The organism is Sphingomonas sp. GW821-FHT10F11, from assembly GCF_058809095.1.
This window is the reverse complement of the sequence record NZ_JBXASH010000008.1, coordinates 188,653-205,885: the sequence shown is the minus strand read 5'-3', so window position 1 is coordinate 205,885 and position 17,233 is coordinate 188,653. Positions and strand designations below refer to the sequence as shown.

Sequence of the window (17,233 nt, the reverse complement as noted above, 5' to 3'; positions counted from 1 at the left end):
TGGAGTTGAACCACCGACCTCCTGCTTTCGCGGCAGGCGCTCTGACCTGTAGTCCCACCGGCATTCGCCAGCGTATTCCGGTTCCGGCGACGAGAAGTACGTGAGACGGCCCCTTGTGAGGGCCATCGTGGCAAGATGTAGTCCCACGCGGCATTCGCCGGATTGTTCTGGTGCTGGCGACGAGAGTGATGAGACACGCGGATTCGAACCGCTAGACCTTTCGGCCACAACCAGATGTAGTCCCACCGGCATTCGCCAGCTTGAATATGGTTCACGGCGACGAAGTGTTGGCGGACGGGATTGCTCTATCCAACTGAGCTACAAGCCTTTCGGCAAGGCGGGACTCGAACCCGCGACACATGTAGTCCGACCGGCATTCGCCGTGATGTTCTTGTCGGGCGCTCTCACACCCACCCCGTCACCCCGGACTTGTTCCGGGGTCCACCGTGCCGCACTTGCCTCGGCTGAGGTTCTTGTGATCCGGTGGATGCCGGAACAAATCCGGCATGACGGTTGATAGGTCGCGGTCGTGGCGACGAGGATCGGCGAGACGCGGTCCTTAAGCTACGTTGCAGCGGCGGGATTCGAACCCGCATCTCCCATCCGCCGTTGCCGGCTTCCGGGCGCTTTACTCGTCGGACCTTCATTGGCGCTGTAGTCCCGCCAGCATTCGCCACGACCTGTTCTTACACCTCCGTTTCGTTGACGATGCTCACCCAATCCCGCGCATCGCCGGAAGCGAACCGCGCAATCGTCTCGAACACCGCGTCGGAGAAGCCTCCAACATTCAAAATATCCGCCCGCCCGGAAGCCTGGGTGGACCCATGCGCCTGGATGTCCACGCAGACGAGCTTCGCAGCCCGGTTCTGGCGCTTCAGCGTCGCCCATTCGCGCATCGTCGCGGTCGCGCCGGCCCGGGCGTCAACCCAGGAAGCGTTATCCGAAACGATCACGACGAGATCGACCGCCGCCTTCTCCGCATTGAGCTTCGCCAGCGGCGCCGAGACCGCAGTCCCGCCTCCGCCGATCGCCGCCAGCTTCGCCGTGTTCACGGCAAGGCGGGCAAACGGATCGAGCGTGATCGGCACGACATCGACCTCGAACGGCAGCACGCGCGCCTCCCGGTTGGCCCGGAGCACCGCCGCCGCGACCAGGGCCGCGACATCGTTGCACGAGACCTTCGACGTGGCGCCCTTGCGGTAGCCAGTCGCCGGCGAGGCCATCGACCCCGACACGTCGGGGCAGACCACCACTCGCCCGGAAACCTTCGGCACGTTCGAGACCGAAGCCTCGAGCGCATCCTCGAGCGCCGCCTGCACCTTCAACGGCACGCCCTCTCCGGCCGACTCCAATGCCACCATCAACTGATAGGGCAGGACCCGTGCCTTCGAGATCGCGTCCTTGTCGGACAGCCGGATGGCAACCGCTTCGGCGACCCCCTTCACCGCGAACGCGCCGTTGCGCGCCAGCGTGTTGAGGTTCATCCGCAGCGCCTGCCAGCCCATCGTGCCGGCCAGCTCTCCCCACTGCTCCGCGGTCAGCGGAAGAGCGGTAAGCCACTGGAACGGCACCGGCGGAAGCGTGCCCGAAGGATCCCGTTTCCAGGCCTCGAACACCTCGATCTCCACCGGGAGTGCCGCGACATCATAGGGCTTGCCGATCAGCCACCCGTAAAAGGCGCGCCGGCTCTCGTCCTTCGGGTTCGGGTGAACCATCCGGACGATATCGGCGAGCGACGGATCATTCCCCGTCGCGGCGGCCATCAGGTCGCGCATCGAGGCATGCTCAAGCCACTGCTTGACGAGCCGCTTCGGCCGAGTCCCGAGCGACGTCCGCCCGACCTGCCCCGACCGCATGATCTGAACGAAGGTCCGGAGCATCCGCCCATTGTCGATCACGCGCCCGAAGACACGCACGGCAAGGTCGGGCTCGGCCACCGTCAGATAGGCGGTGAGCAGGGCAGGCATATCCTTCATCGCGCCGGCCTTGCGGGCATAGACCGCGCACCGGGCGACGAACATCGGATCGGCAGCCTTGGCCGCGGCGATTGCGTCTGCGAGATGCGTTTCAGCACTCGCATAGAAGCTGTCGTTGAGCGTTCCGGTCGCGGCAAGCTGGGCGAGCTTCGCCTCGGCCCCAAGGGCATAGGCAGGCGCGCCTTCGCGGTTCACCATATCCGGTGCCGGAAGCAGCCTTGCGATCGCGGATGCGAAAAGTCCCTTGTTTGCCATCGTCTCAATCCTTCTGGTCAGGGCGGCTGGATTTGAACCAACGACCCCCGGTGCCCAAGACCGGTGCTCTGCGCGCCTGAGCTACGCCCTGATACGCAATCTCTCTGTGCGATCCGGGGCGGTCGGCCCATTCCGACCGCCCCTCACCGCGCTGCCCTGCCGGATGTTCGACGAACCGGCTGGACATGTTGGATATTGCAGAGCGCGTGCCAGTCTGATGGGGCAGCAGCGATAAAATCATAAGTACATGATATTTCGTAAAATATATCGAGCGCATGCGGCTCCGCGATGCGCGACGCCCGTAACGCGCTTCCGCAAATGATATCGACATGGATAAGGGTTTATCCTACCGTATCGTAATGAAACCGCTCACCGTTATCGGCTTCCTCGGCTCGACCCTCGACGCGAGCAAGTTCGGCCCGTCGCGCTGGAGCAAGTGGCGGCCCTCGGTCGGGCTGACTATGCACGAGGACCTGCGCGTCGATCGCTTCGTGATGCTCCACGGCAGCGCCCATAGACGCCTCGCCGACTATATCGCCGAGGACATCGCCAGCGTCTCGCCCGAAACCACCGTCGACAAGCGTGTGCTCGACCTCAACGATCCTTGGGATTTCGAGGAAGTCTACGGCAAGCTGCTCGATTTCATGCGCGGCTATCCCTTCGATCCCGATGCGGAAGACTATCTCGTCCACATCACCACCGGCACGCACGTGGCGCAGATCTGCCTCTTCCTGCTGACCGAGGCGCACTATATCCCCGGCCGCCTCCTCCAGACCCAGCCCCAGCGCGGCATGCCGACCGGCGCCCCCGGCACCTGGAACATCATCGACCTCGATCTATCCCGCTATGACAGCATCGCCACCCGTTTCGCCGTCGACAGCGCCGAGAGCACCTCCTTCCTCAAATCGGGCATCGATACGAAGAACGTCGCCTTCAACCGCCTGATCGACGAGATCGAGCAGGTCGCGGTGCGCAGCCGCGCGCCGGTGCTGCTGATCGGTCCGACCGGCGCCGGCAAGAGCCAGCTCGCCCGGCGCATCTATGAGTTGAAAAAGCTCAAGCACCAGGTGCAGGGCCCCTTCGTCGAGGTGAACTGCGCGACCCTGAAAGGCGATAGTGCGATGTCGGCGCTATTCGGGCACCGCAAGGGTGCCTTCACCGGTGCCGCCGCCGACCGCCCCGGCCTGCTGCGCACCGCCGATACCGGCATGCTGTTCCTCGACGAGATCGGCGAGCTTGGCCTGGACGAGCAGGCGATGATCCTGCGCGCGATCGAGGACAAAAGATTCCTGCCCGTCGGCGCGGACAAGGAATCCTCGTCCGATTTCCAGCTCCTCGCCGGCACCAACCGCGATCTGGGCCGCGCCGTGGCGGAAGGGCGGTTCCGCGACGATCTCTATGCGCGCCTCAACCTCTGGACCTTCGCGCTGCCCGGCCTTGCCGAGCGCCGCGAGGATATCGAACCCAATCTCGATTACGAACTCGACCGCTTCGCCGAACGCGAGGGCACCCGCGTGACCTTCAACAAGGAAGCGCGCGACCGCTATCTGACGTTCGCGACCGGGCCGGACGCGATCTGGGCCGGCAATTTCCGCGACCTCGCGGCGAGCGTCACGCGCATGGCGACCTTCTCGCCCAAGGGCCGGATCGACGGTGAGTGCGTGGAAAGCGAGATCGCGCGGCTGATGCGGCTATGGGCCTCGGAGAGCGCCGAGGGCGATGACGGGCTCGACCGCTTGCTCGACGCCGCCGCGCTGGCTGACCTCGACCCGTTCGACCGGGTGCAGCTGACGCATGTCATCGCGACCTGCCGCCGCAGCCGCTCGCTGTCCGAGGCCGGCCGCGCCCTGTTCGCCGCGTCGCGCACGCGGCGGACCTCGTCGAATGATGCGGACCGCCTGCGCAAATATCTCGCGCGCTTCGGGCTCGATTGGACCCAGGTCGGCGGTTAAGGCTGCAGCCCGACTCTGCGAGTCAGGCGCCCGGCGCAGGTCAGGATTAGTTCCAACTAAGTAGCTAATCTATAACAATATTATTACAAACTCTCGTCGAGGCGGCAGCGGGAGATATGGGACAAACTGGTGTCCCATATCTCCCGCCGCTCGTCCCCACACCGCAACCGCTCGTCCCCACAGCCCGATTCAATCAAGGCACGGGATCTGGCATGCCTTCCCTCGCCGGACGGATATCGGCTCGCTCGTTCTTGTTGTCGGGACAGCAGCGCCAGGGCCGTGCGCTCTAAACCTCCGGAAACGGCCGGTGTCCCGCCGCCTTGAGCAACAGGTCGAGCGCGGCCTGGATCAGGCCGCGCATCTGCCGCGCCGCGCGCCCGGGATCGCCCTCGACGATCGCATCGGCGATCACCTTGTGCTCCATCGCGCTCGCACGGGTCACGCCCTTATAGGCATTGGTCTGGCGGATGCTGAAGCGCAGCGCGGTCTCGGACAGATCGGTGAACTGGCGCATGAAGCGGTTGTTGCTCGCCTCGAGCACCGCGCTGTGAAAGGCGATGTCCGCTGCGAGCGAATCCTCCTCGCCGCGCTCGGCCGCGAACATCCGCTCGATCGCGTGGACGATCGCCCGCCGCTGCGGCCCGGTCGCCCCCTCGGCGGCGCGGGCCGCGGCGCGCGGTTCGATCGCGAGGCGGATCTCGGTGAAGTCGATCAGCAGGTCGATCGAGAAATCCCGCTCGAGCATCCATTTGAGGATATCGGGGTCAAGCAGGTTCCACCGCGCCTCGGGCTGGACCAAAGTGCCCTTGCGCTGCCGGGCGATGAGCAGCCCCTTGGCGGTCAGCATCTTCACTGCCTCGCGCACCACCGGCCGGCTCGCCCCGAAGCGCTGGCAGAGTTCGGCTTCGACCGGAAAGGGTGATCCCCGCGAATATTGCTCGGTCACGATGGCACGCCCGAGATCATGGACTATCCTGCCGGTGAGATTGCGTCTGCCATGGTCCGGTTCGCCCGGACGGTCCGGAATGTTTTCCCCTGCCAATCGCTCCCTTTCGCATCGGCGGTGTCATCGCGCCGGCGTCGCGGTTGGTCCGCGATCGCCTGACGGGACGTTATCCGCTGATCACGGCGCCGTCGATGCCGGGAAGAATGCTATCCGGGTATCGCAGCGGTCGGGTGCCACGCCTGATGCCCGACCGCCGCGATGTCGGTCAAAAGCGGTAGCTCGCTGAGACGCCCCATTCGCGCGGCCGGCCATAGCTCGCCTCGGCCAGCCCGAACGCGCCCGAGACGTTGCCGGACACGAGGTACAGCGCATTGGTCAGGTTCGTGCCGAACACGGAAAGCTGCACCGCCTGGCCAGGCAAGGTATAGCTGAGTCTGGCATTGAGCAGCGCATAGCCGTCATCGGTCGCGAGCGGCGAATTGGCCACATCGTGATAGATTCGGCTGTACATGCTCAAATCGGTTCGGAGCGCCATCTTGCCGCCGTCGCCGAATTCGTGGCTCACCTCCACGCCCGTCGTGACCGTCCATTCCGGCGCCTTCACGAAATGGCTGGCCAGCGTGATCGGCAGGATCTGAGTCGGGCCAAGGCCCTGCCCGACCGCGGTGTACCGCGCATCGAGATACCCCAGGGCCGCGTTGAAGGTCAGCCAGCGTGCGGGCCGCATCACGGTTTCGAACTCGAAGCCGTCGATCTTGCCCTTGGCGGCGTTGGCGACGAAATTGGTCGGCGTCTGGTTCACCGTCAGCTGGATGTCGTTGTAGATCGAATGGAACGCCGCAAGGTTGGTGGTCAGGGTGCCGTCCAGCCACTGGGCCTTGATGCCGGCCTCATAAGTGTCGAGCGTCTCGGGCGCATATTGCGTCACTTCGCCGGCATTGGCGAGCGGCCGGCCGTTGAACCCGCCCTGCTTGAACCCGCGCGAGAAGGATGCGTAGAGCAACAGGTCGGCGCTTGCCTTGAAGTTCAGGCCCAGCCGCGGGGTGAACTTCTCGAACGTCACCTGCTTGGTCACGTTGACGAACTGCACATTGTCGCGCTGGCGCGTGTTGATCGACGTGAAGACCTTCTTGTCGCTGGTGTATCGCCCGCCAAGCGTGATGCTCAGCCGCGGCACGATCTCGACATCGATCTGGCCGTAAGCGGCATAGCTGCGGTTGTCGGTATAATTCTGGATGAACACCGCGGGGGTAAAGGGTGGAGGGGCGAGGGGTGCCGCCAGGCCGATCGCCAGATCGGCGGTGGCGATGTCCGATGCCTTCTCCTTGAAATAATAGCCGCCCAGGACATAGCTCAGCCGGTCGTTCAGCGCCTTGCCGGTCAACTGCACTTCCTGGCTGAACTGCCATTGCTTGTCGCGGTTGGTGGTCTGGCGGAAGACGAAGGGCGAATTGTCGCCGTCGCGCGTGAAATAGGCCCGCATGTCGCGATAGGCGGTGATCGACTTCAGCGTCGCCGATCCGACATCATAGGCGATGGTGGCTTGCACGCCCCACAGGTCCAGGTCGTTGTCGTTCGGTCCGCCGGCCCAGGTCTCGAACGGGCTGGCGGTGATGAAGCTCGGGTTGAGCGTCGGCTGGCCGTTCGGCGCGACGATGCCGCGGGTCGGGGCGACATAGGTGTTGTAGTTCACCAGGAACGGGATTCCGGCCACGCCCGGTGCGTTGCCGACCGCGAGCAGGTCCGACGGTGCGGAGGTTTCGCGAGCCCGCGTATAATCGCCGCCGATGTCGATCGTCAGGGCGTCGCTCGGTTGAATACGCAACTTGGCGCGGATCATCTGTGCCGACCGGTCGCCCTGGGTGTCGCCGTCCAACAGCCGTTTCACATAGCCGTCGCGGTTGAGCGTCGCGCCTGAAATGCGCAGCGCCGCGACGTCGGACACGATCGGAATGTTGATCGCCCCCTTCACGTCGATCCGGTCGAAGCTGCCATAGGTCGCTTCGATCCTGCCGCTCGTCTCGTTCAGGTCGGGTTGCGCGGTGTTGATCAGCACCGCGCCACCGATCGTGTTCTTGCCGAACAGCGTGCCTTGCGGCCCGCGCAGCACCTGCACGTTGTCGATGTCGACCGCGTCCATCACGCCGCCGATCGACCGCGCATAATAGACGTCATCGACATAGAAACCGACGCCGGGATCGGAGAAGATCGCGAAGTCGTTCTGCCCGACGCCGCGGATGAACACGGTGGCGTTATAGTTGCCGCCAGATAGCGCCGCCGCGCCGTCGAAACGGATATTCGGCGTATATTTCGCGATCTGGTCCAACGTATCGACGTTCCGGCTGGCCAATGCCGCGCCGCCGAATGCGGTCACCGCGACGGGTACGTCCTGGAGCCGTTCGGAGGTGCGCCGGGCGGTCACCAGGATATCGTTGCCGGGCACGTCCTGCTCCGCGGGAGCGGCGGTGTCCGTCGCTTGTGCCTCCGGTGCCGGTGACGCGCTCGTCACCTGCGCCTGAGCGGGCGGCCCCGTTATGGCTGTCGCCGCAATGCCTGACAGCAGGCCCGACAGGTAGATTCCCCTCATTTTATTCTCCTCAGGATTGCCCGGGTCGATGTATCCACGCGTCGCTCGTCCGGAGCGTTGAGCGCGCGCGCCTTGCGAACGAGGCGGTCGAGCGTCGCGCGTTCCTCGGCGCTCAGGACGCCGAAGAATTCCGCATCATGGTCTGCCGTTATCTGCTCGACCTCCTCGCGCAGGCGGTGCCCGGCTTCGGTGAGGTGCAGGGCATTGCTTCGGCGATCCCGGCCCGCGCGGCGTTCGACCGCGCCGAGCGCAACCAGGGCGTTCACCGCGGCCATGGTGCTTGCGCGGTTGATGTCCAGCGCGCGGCCCAGCGCATTCTGGTCGCAGCCTTCGTGCAGGGCGATGAAGACGAGCGCAGTGGCGCGTCCGGGGGTTACGCCGATTTGCGAGAGCGCCTCGAACAGACGGCTCATGGCCAGCATGTCGAGCCTGCGCAGTTGATAGCCAAGTCGTTCTGCGATGACGCCGAAATCGACGTCGCTACGCTCCGTCATGTCTCTCTCCCTCGCTTGCGGCTCGACTCCGCAATTTGATTTATGACATTACAGTATGCTTGCCATACAATTAATGCAAGACCCTTTGGAGGCGAGGCTGTTTCCGGAGATTCTCTTCGAGGTGAAATCGGCAGGAATGGCGGTGGCCGTGGGACCGGCGGTGCCGGGCCTCCACTGGGCCAGAGCGCGGGGCGGGGAGACCAATGCGGCATCACTGCCACGTCAACGGCCCAACCGTGCACGACGAGGCGCAGATGCCGTTCGGCGACACCAAGATCTCCGGCTATTGCCGCTTCGGTGGCAAGGCCGGCATCGACAGCGTCACCGAGCTGCGCTGGATCACCATCAAAACCGTCGCTGCGCGACTAATTGATACGAGTTGCATTCAAGACACCAAGTTGTCTAGATGCGTGTAGTGCGAAGCAGGGGCGGTATCATGGTCCATTCGACGAACGACAGCCCGCTTCCTGGAACGGACGAGCGATTCGAATTTCTCTCGCCCGGCTGGATGGCGATGGCCATTGCCGAGACCGAAGCCGCGCTCGCGGCCGTGCCGGACGGCGCTTCGGTCACGCTCAGCGTCGTCGAACGTTTCTTCGATCCGCCGCCGGGGGTCGCGGTGCCTGACGAGGGCGAGCCGGGCTTCGTGATGACCATAGCGGCGGGCAGGGTACAGGCGCGCGCCGCGGTGCTGCCGGGCGATCATGGCGAATTCGAACTCGATTGCCCATGGATCGATGCCTGGCACAATGTCGCGCTGCGCAACGGCGACGAACTCGCGGCGTTCAACGCCTGGCGTGACGGTACCGGGCGCTTGACGATCCGCGGCGCGCTTCCCCCCAATGCCGCTTTTCTCGGTGGCGTGCACAACCGCGTCGCAGATCGCACCGTGCCGCCGGATGCCGCGCTCGTGCCCGACTATCGGACATAGGTGTCGCTGACCTGCCTCACATGATATCCGGCCTCGCGCGGCGCCGGGTCGGTGGCCCTCAGTCAGGGCAGGTCCTGGGCTACCACGACAAGAACCTCGGCGCTGCCTTCGCCCTGGCGGATCATCTGATGGCGGAGGTGGCCATCGAAATAGGCACTGTCGCCGACCTTGAGTTCGATCACGCGGTCCGGGAAGCGGATCAGGATCTCACCCTTCAGTACATGGATGAACTCGTCTCCCGCGTGATCGGCACCCTTGTCGCGCGGTGACGCGCTTACCTCGACGATGAAGGCATTGACCCGGCGGTGTTCGGTGGCGGGCAGGATGATGTTGATGATGGGATCGGACTCGTCACCCGCGATCCGCGTCTGCTGGTCGCGTCGTACGACCCGTACCGCGTCGTCCGAGGTCCGCTCACCGAATAAATGCCCGACCTGGACGTCGAGCGCGTGAGAGATCTTCAGCAGGGCGGCGATCGAGGGCGATTTCTGGCCGCGTTCGACGCGCGACAGATAGCCCTTGTCGAGTCCGGTGCGCTCCGCCAGTTCGGCCAGCGTCAATCCCTTGCGCCGCCGCACGGTGAGGATGCCATTGCCCACCATGCTGGCGGCCGGGGCACCAGCCTCAGGGCCGTCACCCGGGTTTTGCCGTGATGCCTTATCTGCCATTCAGTTGCCCCAGCTGCGTCATGCCATGGTTCTGTACAATCGGATGCCTCGCGATGGAAAGGCCAATCGGACCGCACTGCAGCTGCAACCGCTTGCTGTCCCGTTCAGAAGCTTGCCTCGAGGATCCGGTGATAATCCTCGCGATCGGCCGGCCGGGGGTTCGTGGCGTGGCAATGGTCCTTGAGCGCCGCTTCGACAATCGCTCCGAACCGGGTCCGCTCGACGCCCAGTACCGACAGCCTGCCCGGCACGCCAAGCTCGCCGACGCGGAGCGCCACCGCCTCGGCAACGTCGCCGGCTTCGCCCAGTCCCATCGCCTCGGCCAGCCGTTCGTACTTCCGGTCCTGTTCGACTGAAGGTGCCGTGCGGTTGAAATCGAGGACGGCGGGCAGGAGGACCGCGTTCAATGTGCCGTGGTGCAGCCCCGGATAGGCCGCGCCGAGGGCGTGGCTCAGACTATGTACGCTGCCCAGCCCTTTCTGGAAGGCGAGCGCGCCCTGGAGCGAGGCTGACATCATGTTGAGCCGGGCAACACGATCGTCGGGCCGCGCAACCGCAGCAGAGATATGGCACCAGCCGCGCCTGAGGCCATCGAGCGCGATACCTTCCGCCGGCGGGTTGAACAGGGGCGACAGGAAGGTCTCGATACAATGCGCAATCGCGTCCATGCCCGTGGCGGCGGTCAGCCCCGGCGGCAAGCCGAGCGTGAGTTCGGGATCGCAGATCGCGGAGGCCGGGATCAGGTGCGGCGACACCAGGCCAAGCTTGCGGCCATCGTCGACAATGATGACGCTGGCACGCCCGACCTCGCTCCCGGTACCCGCCGTGGTGGGCACCGCGATCACCGGGAGCACGGCCGCGGTGATGTGCGCGACACCCCCTTCGACCAGTGCGAACCGGGCAAGCGGCCCCTTATGGGTAACGGCAAGCGCGACGGCCTTGGCGAGGTCGATGGACGATCCGCCGCCTATCGCGATCACGCCGTCGCACCTGCCCTCGCGACACCGCTGCTCGGCGCTGCGTACAGCTCGTTCGGTCGGGTTGGCCGGCGTTTCGTCGAACACGTGCCAGGCCAGGCCGTCGAGCGTCGCCGACACCCGGTCGAGCAAGCCGGCCTGCCGTACTCCCTTGTCGGTGACGAGTAGCGGCCGGATGATACCGAGACGCCGGCATTCGCCAGGAATTTCCAGAATGGCACCCTCGGCCAGACGGATCTGCGTCAGATACTGAATGATCGACATGACAACCGCCGCTCAGCCCGCATATTCCGGCGCGGCGAGGCCGAACAGCTTGCTCGCTTTCTCGCCGGTTGCAATCGCTTCGGCTGATCGCGCCTCGAAGCGCGCGCGCTCGCTCGCGACGGGGAGCAAGGCTTCCGCCCGTTCGAGCGGGATCACGGCAATGCCGTCGTCATCAGCAAGAATGAGATCGCCCGGGCGAACCGGCTGCCCGCCAAAGGCGATCGGGCAATTGGTCTCGCCGCCCGACTTGCCTGGTGAGGCGCGCGCGACATTGTGCCGGGCCCAGACCGGGAAATCGTCCCAGTCGCGCAAGGTCCGGACGTCGCGGACGGCGCCGTCGATCAGCACGCCCGCGACGCCTCCCGCCCTGCCGGTGGCGGCGAACAGATCGCCCATTGCGGCATATTGCGGCGTGGCGCTCGCCGCGACGACGACCACGTCGCCGGGCCGGGCACTCTCGAGCGCGTGGATCACCGCGGCCGAATCGCCTGGATCGCACCGCACGGTGAGCGCCTGGCCGCAAAGCCGCGAACCCTGCCGGATCGGTCGAATCTCCGGGTCGCAGATGAAGGTGCCGCCGGTGACGTCGGACAGGATGGTGGTGTCGATGCCTCGCCAGGCATCGAGCGCCTGCGCGGAAAGCCGGATGTCGTGGTGCGGGCCGAGAATGGTAGCCATGATTGTCCTTACTGGTTGGATAAATGCGGGGATGGTGGGAGCGTCAGCAGGCGCCGGGATTATTCTGCGGGAAGCGCGACGATCACGTCGACTTCGATCAGCCAGTCGGAATGGCCGAGGCGCTGCACGCCGAGCAGGATGCTCGCGCATAGCGGCCACTCATCGCCGAATACCTCGCGGCCCGCGGCGAAGATCGGCTCGACGAGATCGTCGCGGTGATCGACGACGTTGAGCGTCATCTTGGCGATGTCGGCCGGCGCCGCGCCAAGCGCCTTGAGCGCCCCTGCGATGTTGCGGAAGCATTGGCGCGCCTGTCCGGCATGGTCGCCCGGAGCGACCAGCCGGCCCTGCGCGTCGACCGCGACCTGGCCTGCGACGAAGGCGAGGCGCCCGCTCGGCACGATCGTGATCTGCGCATAGACATTGGCGATCGGCGGGCAGAGTTCGGGGGGATTGAGCTTCGTGACCATGATGTTTCCTTGTTTGCGACAGGATCCCGTTCAGGCGGGCAGGGCGACGAACCCGTCGATTTCGACCAGCCATTCGGGCCGGCCGAGCGCCTGCACGCCGAGCAGCATGCTTGCGCAGACCGGCCAGTCCTCGCCGAACACCTCCCGCCCGGCGGAGAAGATGAGCGGCCGGGTCTCGGCCGAATGGTTCACGACATGGATCGTCATGCGCACCATCTGCGACGGCGCCGTCTCCAGGGCGTCGAGCGCGGCGGCGAGGTTGCGGAAGCACTGCACCGCCTGGGCATGATAATCGCCGGAGCCGACGAGCTGTCCGTCAAGCCCGATCGCCACCTGGCCCGCGATGAAGGCGATGCGGCCGGCCGGCGCGATCGAGATCTGCGCATAGATGTCGCTGGCGGGCGCGGGCATGGTCGGGGGATTGAAGCTCGTCACGGCGGCTCCCCCGTCGGGCATGGCCGCGGTCATGATTGGCGGATCGCGGGCAGGAGCAGCCCGGCGACGAGGTCGGCCTGCGACATGATCGACATATGCCCCCCCGGATGGATCCTGCTCTGCCATCCCGCCGCGGCCGCCTTGGCCGATTGCGCGCCGCTCAGGGGGAAGAGGTCGAATCCGACAAAATAGCAGGGGCCGCCAAGCGCCGCCGCGCTGTGGAGCGACGGCTCGCTGTGGCTCTTGAGCGGCATCGGCCGCAATACCGCCCCGCCGCTCTCGATCAGCTCGGGGGCAAGGCCGAGGAAATCGGGCGGGGGCGGGCGCAGGAAATCGGGCGCATCGGGATCGACCAGCGCCAGCAGATCCTCGCGGATCTCGGGCACCTGGTCGAGCAGGGATTTGCCCGCCTCGGCCATCACGCCGTCGACGATGATGACGGCGCGGATGCGATCCGGTCGTTCCGCCGCGGCACCGGCAATCACCAGCGAGCCATAGCTATGGCCGATGAGCGAGATCGACGCCTCCGGCGCCGCTGCGTCGATCTCGGCGACGACCTGCGCGACATGTGCCGAGAGGCCGGCTTCCGGCCTGGGTGGACCATCATCGAGGCCGGCAAGCGTCGGCGCGATGCAGGTGACCCCCACCGGCTCGAGCCGCGCGATCACCGGCGTCCAGCACCAGGCGCCCATCCACGAGCCATGCACGAAGATTGCGAGATCCTGAGACAATATCGGCCCTCCCGGCGCGCATTCCGCTCTTGGGAATATCCGGCGCGCCGTCACCCTAGTCCAATAGGCAACAGGATGTCTATGCTCATTTTCCGCGTTTTGTTGGCTGGAAAGGCATTCAATCCGACTTGACAATCGCTCCGCACATGTCAGCGTCGCAATTCGGGCAACGTGTTGTCCGAATCAGCGGAGGACGTAACCCGCCGGACGCGGTGCCGAAAAACAGAAAGCGGCACCTCCGGCATTTTTTGGGGGGAAGGCAATGAAGATACGAAAGCGGCGCGCCATCACATTGGGACTGATCGCGGCCGGTACCGCGCTCGGCTCGGGTCACGCATATGCGCAGACGGTGGAGGCACCGGCATCCACACCGGCGGGCACGTCGACGGGCGAATCAGCGGCCCCTGCGCAGGGCGACATCGTCGTCACCGCGCGGCGCCGGGCCGAGCCGCTGCAACGAACCCCCGTCGCGGTAACGGCGATCTCGGAGCAGGGTCTCCAGGACAGGACGGTGCGCAACGTCCAGGACGTGGCCGCGCTCGCGCCCAATCTCGAGATCCAGTCGGGCCGCAACAGCGGCAGCACCGCTTTCATTTTCATCCGCGGTATCGGCCAGGGTGACGATGATCCGAGCTTCGAGCCGGGTGTCGCGCAATATGTCGACGACGTCTATCTGGGCAGGATCAGCGGCGGCCTGATGAACGTCGTCGATATCGGTTCGATCGAAGTCCTGCGCGGTCCCCAGGGCACGCTCTACGGCAAGAACACGATCGGCGGCGCGGTCAAGATCACGTCTAAGATTCCGGTGGCCGAGCCATCGGCCACGGCGACCATCGGGGTCGGCAATTACGACCAGTTCCTCGCGCGCGGGGCGGTCAATTTCCCGCTCACCGACACGCTCTACGTTCGCCTGTCGGGTGAGCGCGCGCGCAATTCGGGCTATATGTCGAACAGCTTCAACGGCCGGCGCGAGCACGACCAGAACAGCTATTCGGGGCGCCTGATGCTGCGATGGGTGCCGAACGATTCGATCGACTGGCTCGTCTCGGGCGACATTTCGCGATCCTATGGCCGTGCCAATACCGGCCGGATCGTGGCGACGGCCGACACGGATATCGGCGGCCTGGTCGGCGCGTTGATCGGGGACATCAACCCTTATGTGATGCGCGACAAGAAGGACTTCTACGCCGGCGATTTCGATATCTCGGCCGACACGCTGCTCCCCTCGGTACGGCCGAAGGAGCGCACCGGCGGCGTATCGAGCAGGCTGCGGATCGGCGACGACGATCTGAGCTTCACGTCGATCACCGCCTACCGCTCACTCTATACGCTCACCGTGCTCGACATCGACGCGACCCCGCTGCCGATCGCGCACGCGATCGACATCATCGACCAGAACCAGTTCAGCCAGGAACTCCAGCTCGCTGGCGAATCCTTCGGCGGCCGCCTCAACTGGATCGGCGGGCTGTTCTACTATCATGAGGGAATCGACGTCACGGGCTATGCGACGCTCGTTCCGGCGTTCCAGCCGCTCGGCCTCGACCTCTCCGAATTCGATTTCGCGCATCTCGGCACCAACAGCTATGCCGGCTATGCGAATGCCAGCTTCAAGATCACGCCCAAACTGGCGATCTCCGCGGGCGGTCGGTTCACCCATGAAGAGCGAACCACAAGGGCCTTCTCGACCAAGCTCACCGACGGGACCGTCAATTACGGGCCGATCGACGGCCGCTTCAAATATAACCGCTTCTCGCCGAAAATCGGTCTCGAATATCAGGCGACGCCGGATATCTTCGCCTATGCGTCCTATTCGACCGGGTTCAAGAGCGGCGGCTTCAACGAGCAACGCTCGTTCGGCCCGGAAGAGGCGACCTCCTACGAAGTCGGCCTGAAGACCCAGTGGCTGAACCGCCACCTCACGCTCAACCTCGCCGGCTTCTATGTGAAATATGACGGCATCCAGCTCGCGACGGTGACCGAATATCAGGGCGAGATCACCCAGATCATCAGCAATGCCTCGAAGGCGACGCTGTACGGGGCGGAAGCCGAAGTGAACTTCCGCTCGAACGGCGCGACGCTCTTCGCCAACCTCGGCTATACCAAGGCGAAATACGACCAGTATTCGGACCTGATCCTCGGCGATCTTTCGGGCCGCCAATTCCCCTACACGCCGGTATTCTCCGCGACCGTCGGCGGCGACTACACCTTTGCGATCGGCGATCGGCACAAGGGGTTCGCCGGGCTGGACCTCGCCTACAAGGGCAAGACCTTTACCGACGTCCCGAACACGCCCGAACTCGCACAGACCGGCTACGCCGTGCTCAATGCCCGCATCGCGCTGCGCGGCCATAACGACAGCTACGAGATCGCGCTGTTCGGCAAGAACCTGACCGACACGCGCTACTATCAGTACGGCATTTCGCTGCTCGACAGCTTCGGCTTCGCGCTGGCCTGGGAAGGCGCGCCGCGAACCTATGGCATCGAGGCGACCGTCCGCTTCTGAGTCTCCGGCACCGCGCCGGCGGCGAGCCGGCGCGGTGCCTCCCACCCTCGATCAGCGAGCCCATGATGACCAATTCCGCGAGCACCCCGGTACCTGCCGAGACTTCGGCGACCGGCCGGATATCGTCGGCGCACTGGCTGACCACCCTCCTGGCCGTCTTCGTCGTCATCGTCGACGGCTTCGATCTGCTTGCCCTGGCGTTCGCGGCGCCGAGCCTCGCCGAGCAGTGGCAGCTCGATGTCAGGATGCTCGGCATCCTGCTCGGCCTCGGGCCGGCCGGCATGGGGGTGGGTTCGGTCTTCCTGGCGCCGCTGGCCGACCGGTTCGGGCGCCGGCCAATGATCCTCGCTGGTCTGGCCTGCGTGATCGCCAGCATGATCGCCGGCGCGCTGGCGGATTCGGTGGCCATGATGGCCTTTGCCCGCGTCGCGACCGGTCTCGGCGTCGGCACCATCACGCCGGTCCTCAACACGCTCGCCGTGGAGAATGCACCGATGAAGCGGCGCGGCCTTGTCATCGCCATCGTCGCGGCGGGCCTGCCGATCGGGACGATGATCGGCGGCATCATCAGCGTTCCGGTCCTTGCCGCGTTCGGCTGGCGCGGCGTCTTCGCCGCCGGCGCAACCCTCTCGATCATTTCACTCCTGCTGACGTTCCTCCTGCTGCGCGAATCCGCCGACTTCCTCGCCGAGGCGAAGCTGCCACGGCTTCGCGAAAGCGCCGGCCCGGGGCTGTTCGCCCGCCTGCGGAACCTGCGCGGCGACCAGGGTTTCCTGGCGCGGACGATCCTCGTCTGCATCATGTCCTTCGCCACGCAGTTCAGCCTCTATTTCGTGCTGCAATGGATTCCGAAGATCCTGCACGACGCCGGACTGCAGCCGGCCGATGCCATCACCGTGTCGGTGACGATGAGCTTCGGCGGCATTGTCGGCGCGATCGGCTTCGGTCTCGTCGCGCGTCCCCGCACCGAGCACGCCCTCACCGCCGGGCTGATGGCGATCGCCTTCGCGCTCATCGTCTCGCTTGCCCTGGTCACTGATCTCGCGGCGCTCAGGCTGCTCGGCCTGGTCGCCGGCGTCACGCTCTATTCGGTCGCGGTCGGCCTCTACACCATCATCATTGGCGCCTATCCGCCGCGCACCCGGGTGTCGGGCATGGGGCTGTCGGTCGGGATCGGCCGGATCGGCGCTGTGCTCGGCCCTGTCAGCGCCGGTTTCCTGATCGCGATGGACTGGCCGCGCTGGGGGTATTTCGCCCTGCTTTCAGCACCGTTGCTGGTCGCTGCGATACTCGCGCTGCGTGTGCGCGACCGCGTCCGCCGCGAGCGCGAGGCAGATAGGGGCTTGCTTCCCTAACACTATTAGGG

The 17,233-nt window shown here is 65.5% G+C and carries 14 protein-coding genes, 1 tRNA gene and 1 pseudogene; 5 read left to right on the top strand and 11 right to left on the bottom strand.

Translation table 11 applies throughout. The annotated features are described in order from the left end of the window. Positions 1 to 686: 686 nt before the first annotated feature. Both AC1RT8_RS20765 and AC1RT8_RS20760 read right to left on the bottom strand, forming a co-directional pair. On the bottom strand, positions 687 to 2,174 hold the full coding sequence (locus AC1RT8_RS20765; RefSeq protein WP_493077969.1) for a vWA domain-containing protein: 1,488 nt from the start codon (positions 2,172 to 2,174) through the stop codon (positions 687 to 689). 71 nt (positions 2,175 to 2,245) lie between these two features. Further along, positions 2,246 to 2,322 (bottom strand) — tRNA-Pro (locus AC1RT8_RS20760). Positions 2,323 to 2,590: 268 nt separating this feature from the next. Here AC1RT8_RS20760 and rtcR point away from each other — a divergent pair. Beyond that, complete coding sequence (rtcR, locus tag AC1RT8_RS20755) at positions 2,591 to 4,183, top strand: RNA repair transcriptional activator RtcR (RefSeq protein ID WP_493077967.1); 1,593 nt, start codon at positions 2,591 to 2,593, stop codon at positions 4,181 to 4,183. A gap of 286 nt (positions 4,184 to 4,469) precedes the next feature. Here rtcR and AC1RT8_RS20750 read toward each other — a convergent pair whose 3' ends face one another. From AC1RT8_RS20750 to AC1RT8_RS20740, 3 genes are all read right to left on the bottom strand, one after another. Next, positions 4,470 to 5,225 carry a FadR/GntR family transcriptional regulator gene (locus AC1RT8_RS20750; RefSeq protein WP_493077966.1) on the bottom strand — a complete coding sequence of 252 codons (756 nt, stop codon included), beginning with the start codon at positions 5,223 to 5,225 and terminating at the stop codon, positions 4,470 to 4,472. Between the two features lie 169 nt (positions 5,226 to 5,394). Continuing rightward, positions 5,395 to 7,716: a TonB-dependent receptor gene (locus tag AC1RT8_RS20745; protein ID WP_493077965.1), complete on the bottom strand. Its 2,322-nt coding sequence runs from the start codon at positions 7,714 to 7,716 to the stop codon at positions 5,395 to 5,397. Beyond that, positions 7,713 to 8,210: a MarR family winged helix-turn-helix transcriptional regulator gene (locus tag AC1RT8_RS20740; protein WP_493077963.1), complete on the bottom strand. Its 498-nt coding sequence runs from the start codon at positions 8,208 to 8,210 to the stop codon at positions 7,713 to 7,715. The genes AC1RT8_RS20745 and AC1RT8_RS20740 overlap by 4 nt, the downstream gene beginning before the upstream one ends. Positions 8,211 to 8,425: 215 nt before the next feature. Between AC1RT8_RS20740 and AC1RT8_RS20735 the strand changes: the two are divergent. Both AC1RT8_RS20735 and AC1RT8_RS20730 read left to right on the top strand, forming a co-directional pair. Further along, positions 8,426 to 8,626 (top strand): annotated as a pseudogene (locus tag AC1RT8_RS20735) (hypothetical protein); the annotation flags it as partial. Between the two features lie 20 nt (positions 8,627 to 8,646). After that, complete coding sequence (locus tag AC1RT8_RS20730; RefSeq protein WP_493077961.1) at positions 8,647 to 9,141, top strand: hypothetical protein; 495 nt, start codon at positions 8,647 to 8,649, stop codon at positions 9,139 to 9,141. Between the two features lie 62 nt (positions 9,142 to 9,203). Here the strand turns inward: AC1RT8_RS20730 and AC1RT8_RS20725 are convergent, their stop codons facing one another. The 6 genes from AC1RT8_RS20725 to AC1RT8_RS20700 form a co-directional block, all read right to left on the bottom strand. Then, the gene (locus tag AC1RT8_RS20725) at positions 9,204 to 9,809 is read right to left on the bottom strand and encodes a helix-turn-helix domain-containing protein (protein ID WP_493077959.1); all 606 of its coding nucleotides are present in this window, start codon (positions 9,807 to 9,809) and stop codon (positions 9,204 to 9,206) included. A gap of 104 nt (positions 9,810 to 9,913) precedes the next feature. Then, positions 9,914 to 11,050, bottom strand: coding sequence for a 4-hydroxybutyrate dehydrogenase (gbd, locus tag AC1RT8_RS20720; protein WP_493077957.1), 1,137 nt, complete (start codon positions 11,048 to 11,050; stop codon positions 9,914 to 9,916). A 12-nt stretch (positions 11,051 to 11,062) separates the two neighbouring features. Beyond that, the gene (locus AC1RT8_RS20715; protein WP_493077955.1) at positions 11,063 to 11,728 is read right to left on the bottom strand and encodes an RraA family protein; all 666 of its coding nucleotides are present in this window, start codon (positions 11,726 to 11,728) and stop codon (positions 11,063 to 11,065) included. Between the two features lie 59 nt (positions 11,729 to 11,787). Next, entirely contained in the window at positions 11,788 to 12,198 is a 411-nt protein-coding gene (locus tag AC1RT8_RS20710; RefSeq protein ID WP_493077954.1) for a RidA family protein, read from the bottom strand. A gap of 30 nt (positions 12,199 to 12,228) precedes the next feature. Continuing rightward, positions 12,229 to 12,654 (bottom strand): RidA family protein, encoded by a 426-nt coding sequence (locus tag AC1RT8_RS20705; RefSeq protein WP_493077953.1) that lies wholly within the window; start codon positions 12,652 to 12,654, stop codon positions 12,229 to 12,231. An 8-nt stretch (positions 12,655 to 12,662) separates the two neighbouring features. Then, positions 12,663 to 13,364 (bottom strand): alpha/beta fold hydrolase, encoded by a 702-nt coding sequence (locus AC1RT8_RS20700; protein WP_493077951.1) that lies wholly within the window; start codon positions 13,362 to 13,364, stop codon positions 12,663 to 12,665. A 262-nt stretch (positions 13,365 to 13,626) separates the two neighbouring features. Between AC1RT8_RS20700 and AC1RT8_RS20695 the strand changes: the two genes are divergently transcribed. Further along, a complete protein-coding gene (locus tag AC1RT8_RS20695; RefSeq protein WP_493077949.1) occupies positions 13,627 to 15,867 on the top strand; it encodes a TonB-dependent receptor in 2,241 nt (746 codons plus the stop codon). A 65-nt stretch (positions 15,868 to 15,932) separates the two neighbouring features. Next, positions 15,933 to 17,222 carry an MFS transporter gene (locus AC1RT8_RS20690; RefSeq protein WP_493077948.1) on the top strand — a complete coding sequence of 430 codons (1,290 nt, stop codon included), beginning with the start codon at positions 15,933 to 15,935 and terminating at the stop codon, positions 17,220 to 17,222. Positions 17,223 to 17,233 lie beyond the last annotated feature (11 nt).

Coding starts and splice junctions, on each gene's coding strand:
- AC1RT8_RS20705 (WP_493077953.1), bottom strand. CDS start 12,654: ATGCCCGACGGGGGAGCCGCCGTGACGAGCTTCAATCCCCCGACCATG.
- AC1RT8_RS20715 (WP_493077955.1), bottom strand. CDS start 11,728: ATGGCTACCATTCTCGGCCCGCACCACGACATCCGGCTTTCCGCGCAG.
- rtcR (WP_493077967.1), top strand. CDS start 2,591: ATGAAACCGCTCACCGTTATCGGCTTCCTCGGCTCGACCCTCGACGCG.
- AC1RT8_RS20710 (WP_493077954.1), bottom strand. CDS start 12,198: ATGGTCACGAAGCTCAATCCCCCCGAACTCTGCCCGCCGATCGCCAAT.
- AC1RT8_RS20730 (WP_493077961.1), top strand. CDS start 8,647: ATGGTCCATTCGACGAACGACAGCCCGCTTCCTGGAACGGACGAGCGA.
- AC1RT8_RS20725 (WP_493077959.1), bottom strand. CDS start 9,809: ATGGCAGATAAGGCATCACGGCAAAACCCGGGTGACGGCCCTGAGGCT.
- AC1RT8_RS20740 (WP_493077963.1), bottom strand. CDS start 8,210: ATGACGGAGCGTAGCGACGTCGATTTCGGCGTCATCGCAGAACGACTT.
- AC1RT8_RS20765 (WP_493077969.1), bottom strand. CDS start 2,174: ATGGTGAACCGCGAAGGCGCGCCTGCCTATGCCCTTGGGGCCGAGGCG.
- gbd (WP_493077957.1), bottom strand. CDS start 11,050: ATGTCGATCATTCAGTATCTGACGCAGATCCGTCTGGCCGAGGGTGCC.
- AC1RT8_RS20745 (WP_493077965.1), bottom strand. CDS start 7,716: ATGAGGGGAATCTACCTGTCGGGCCTGCTGTCAGGCATTGCGGCGACA.
- AC1RT8_RS20695 (WP_493077949.1), top strand. CDS start 13,627: ATGAAGATACGAAAGCGGCGCGCCATCACATTGGGACTGATCGCGGCC.
- AC1RT8_RS20690 (WP_493077948.1), top strand. CDS start 15,933: ATGACCAATTCCGCGAGCACCCCGGTACCTGCCGAGACTTCGGCGACC.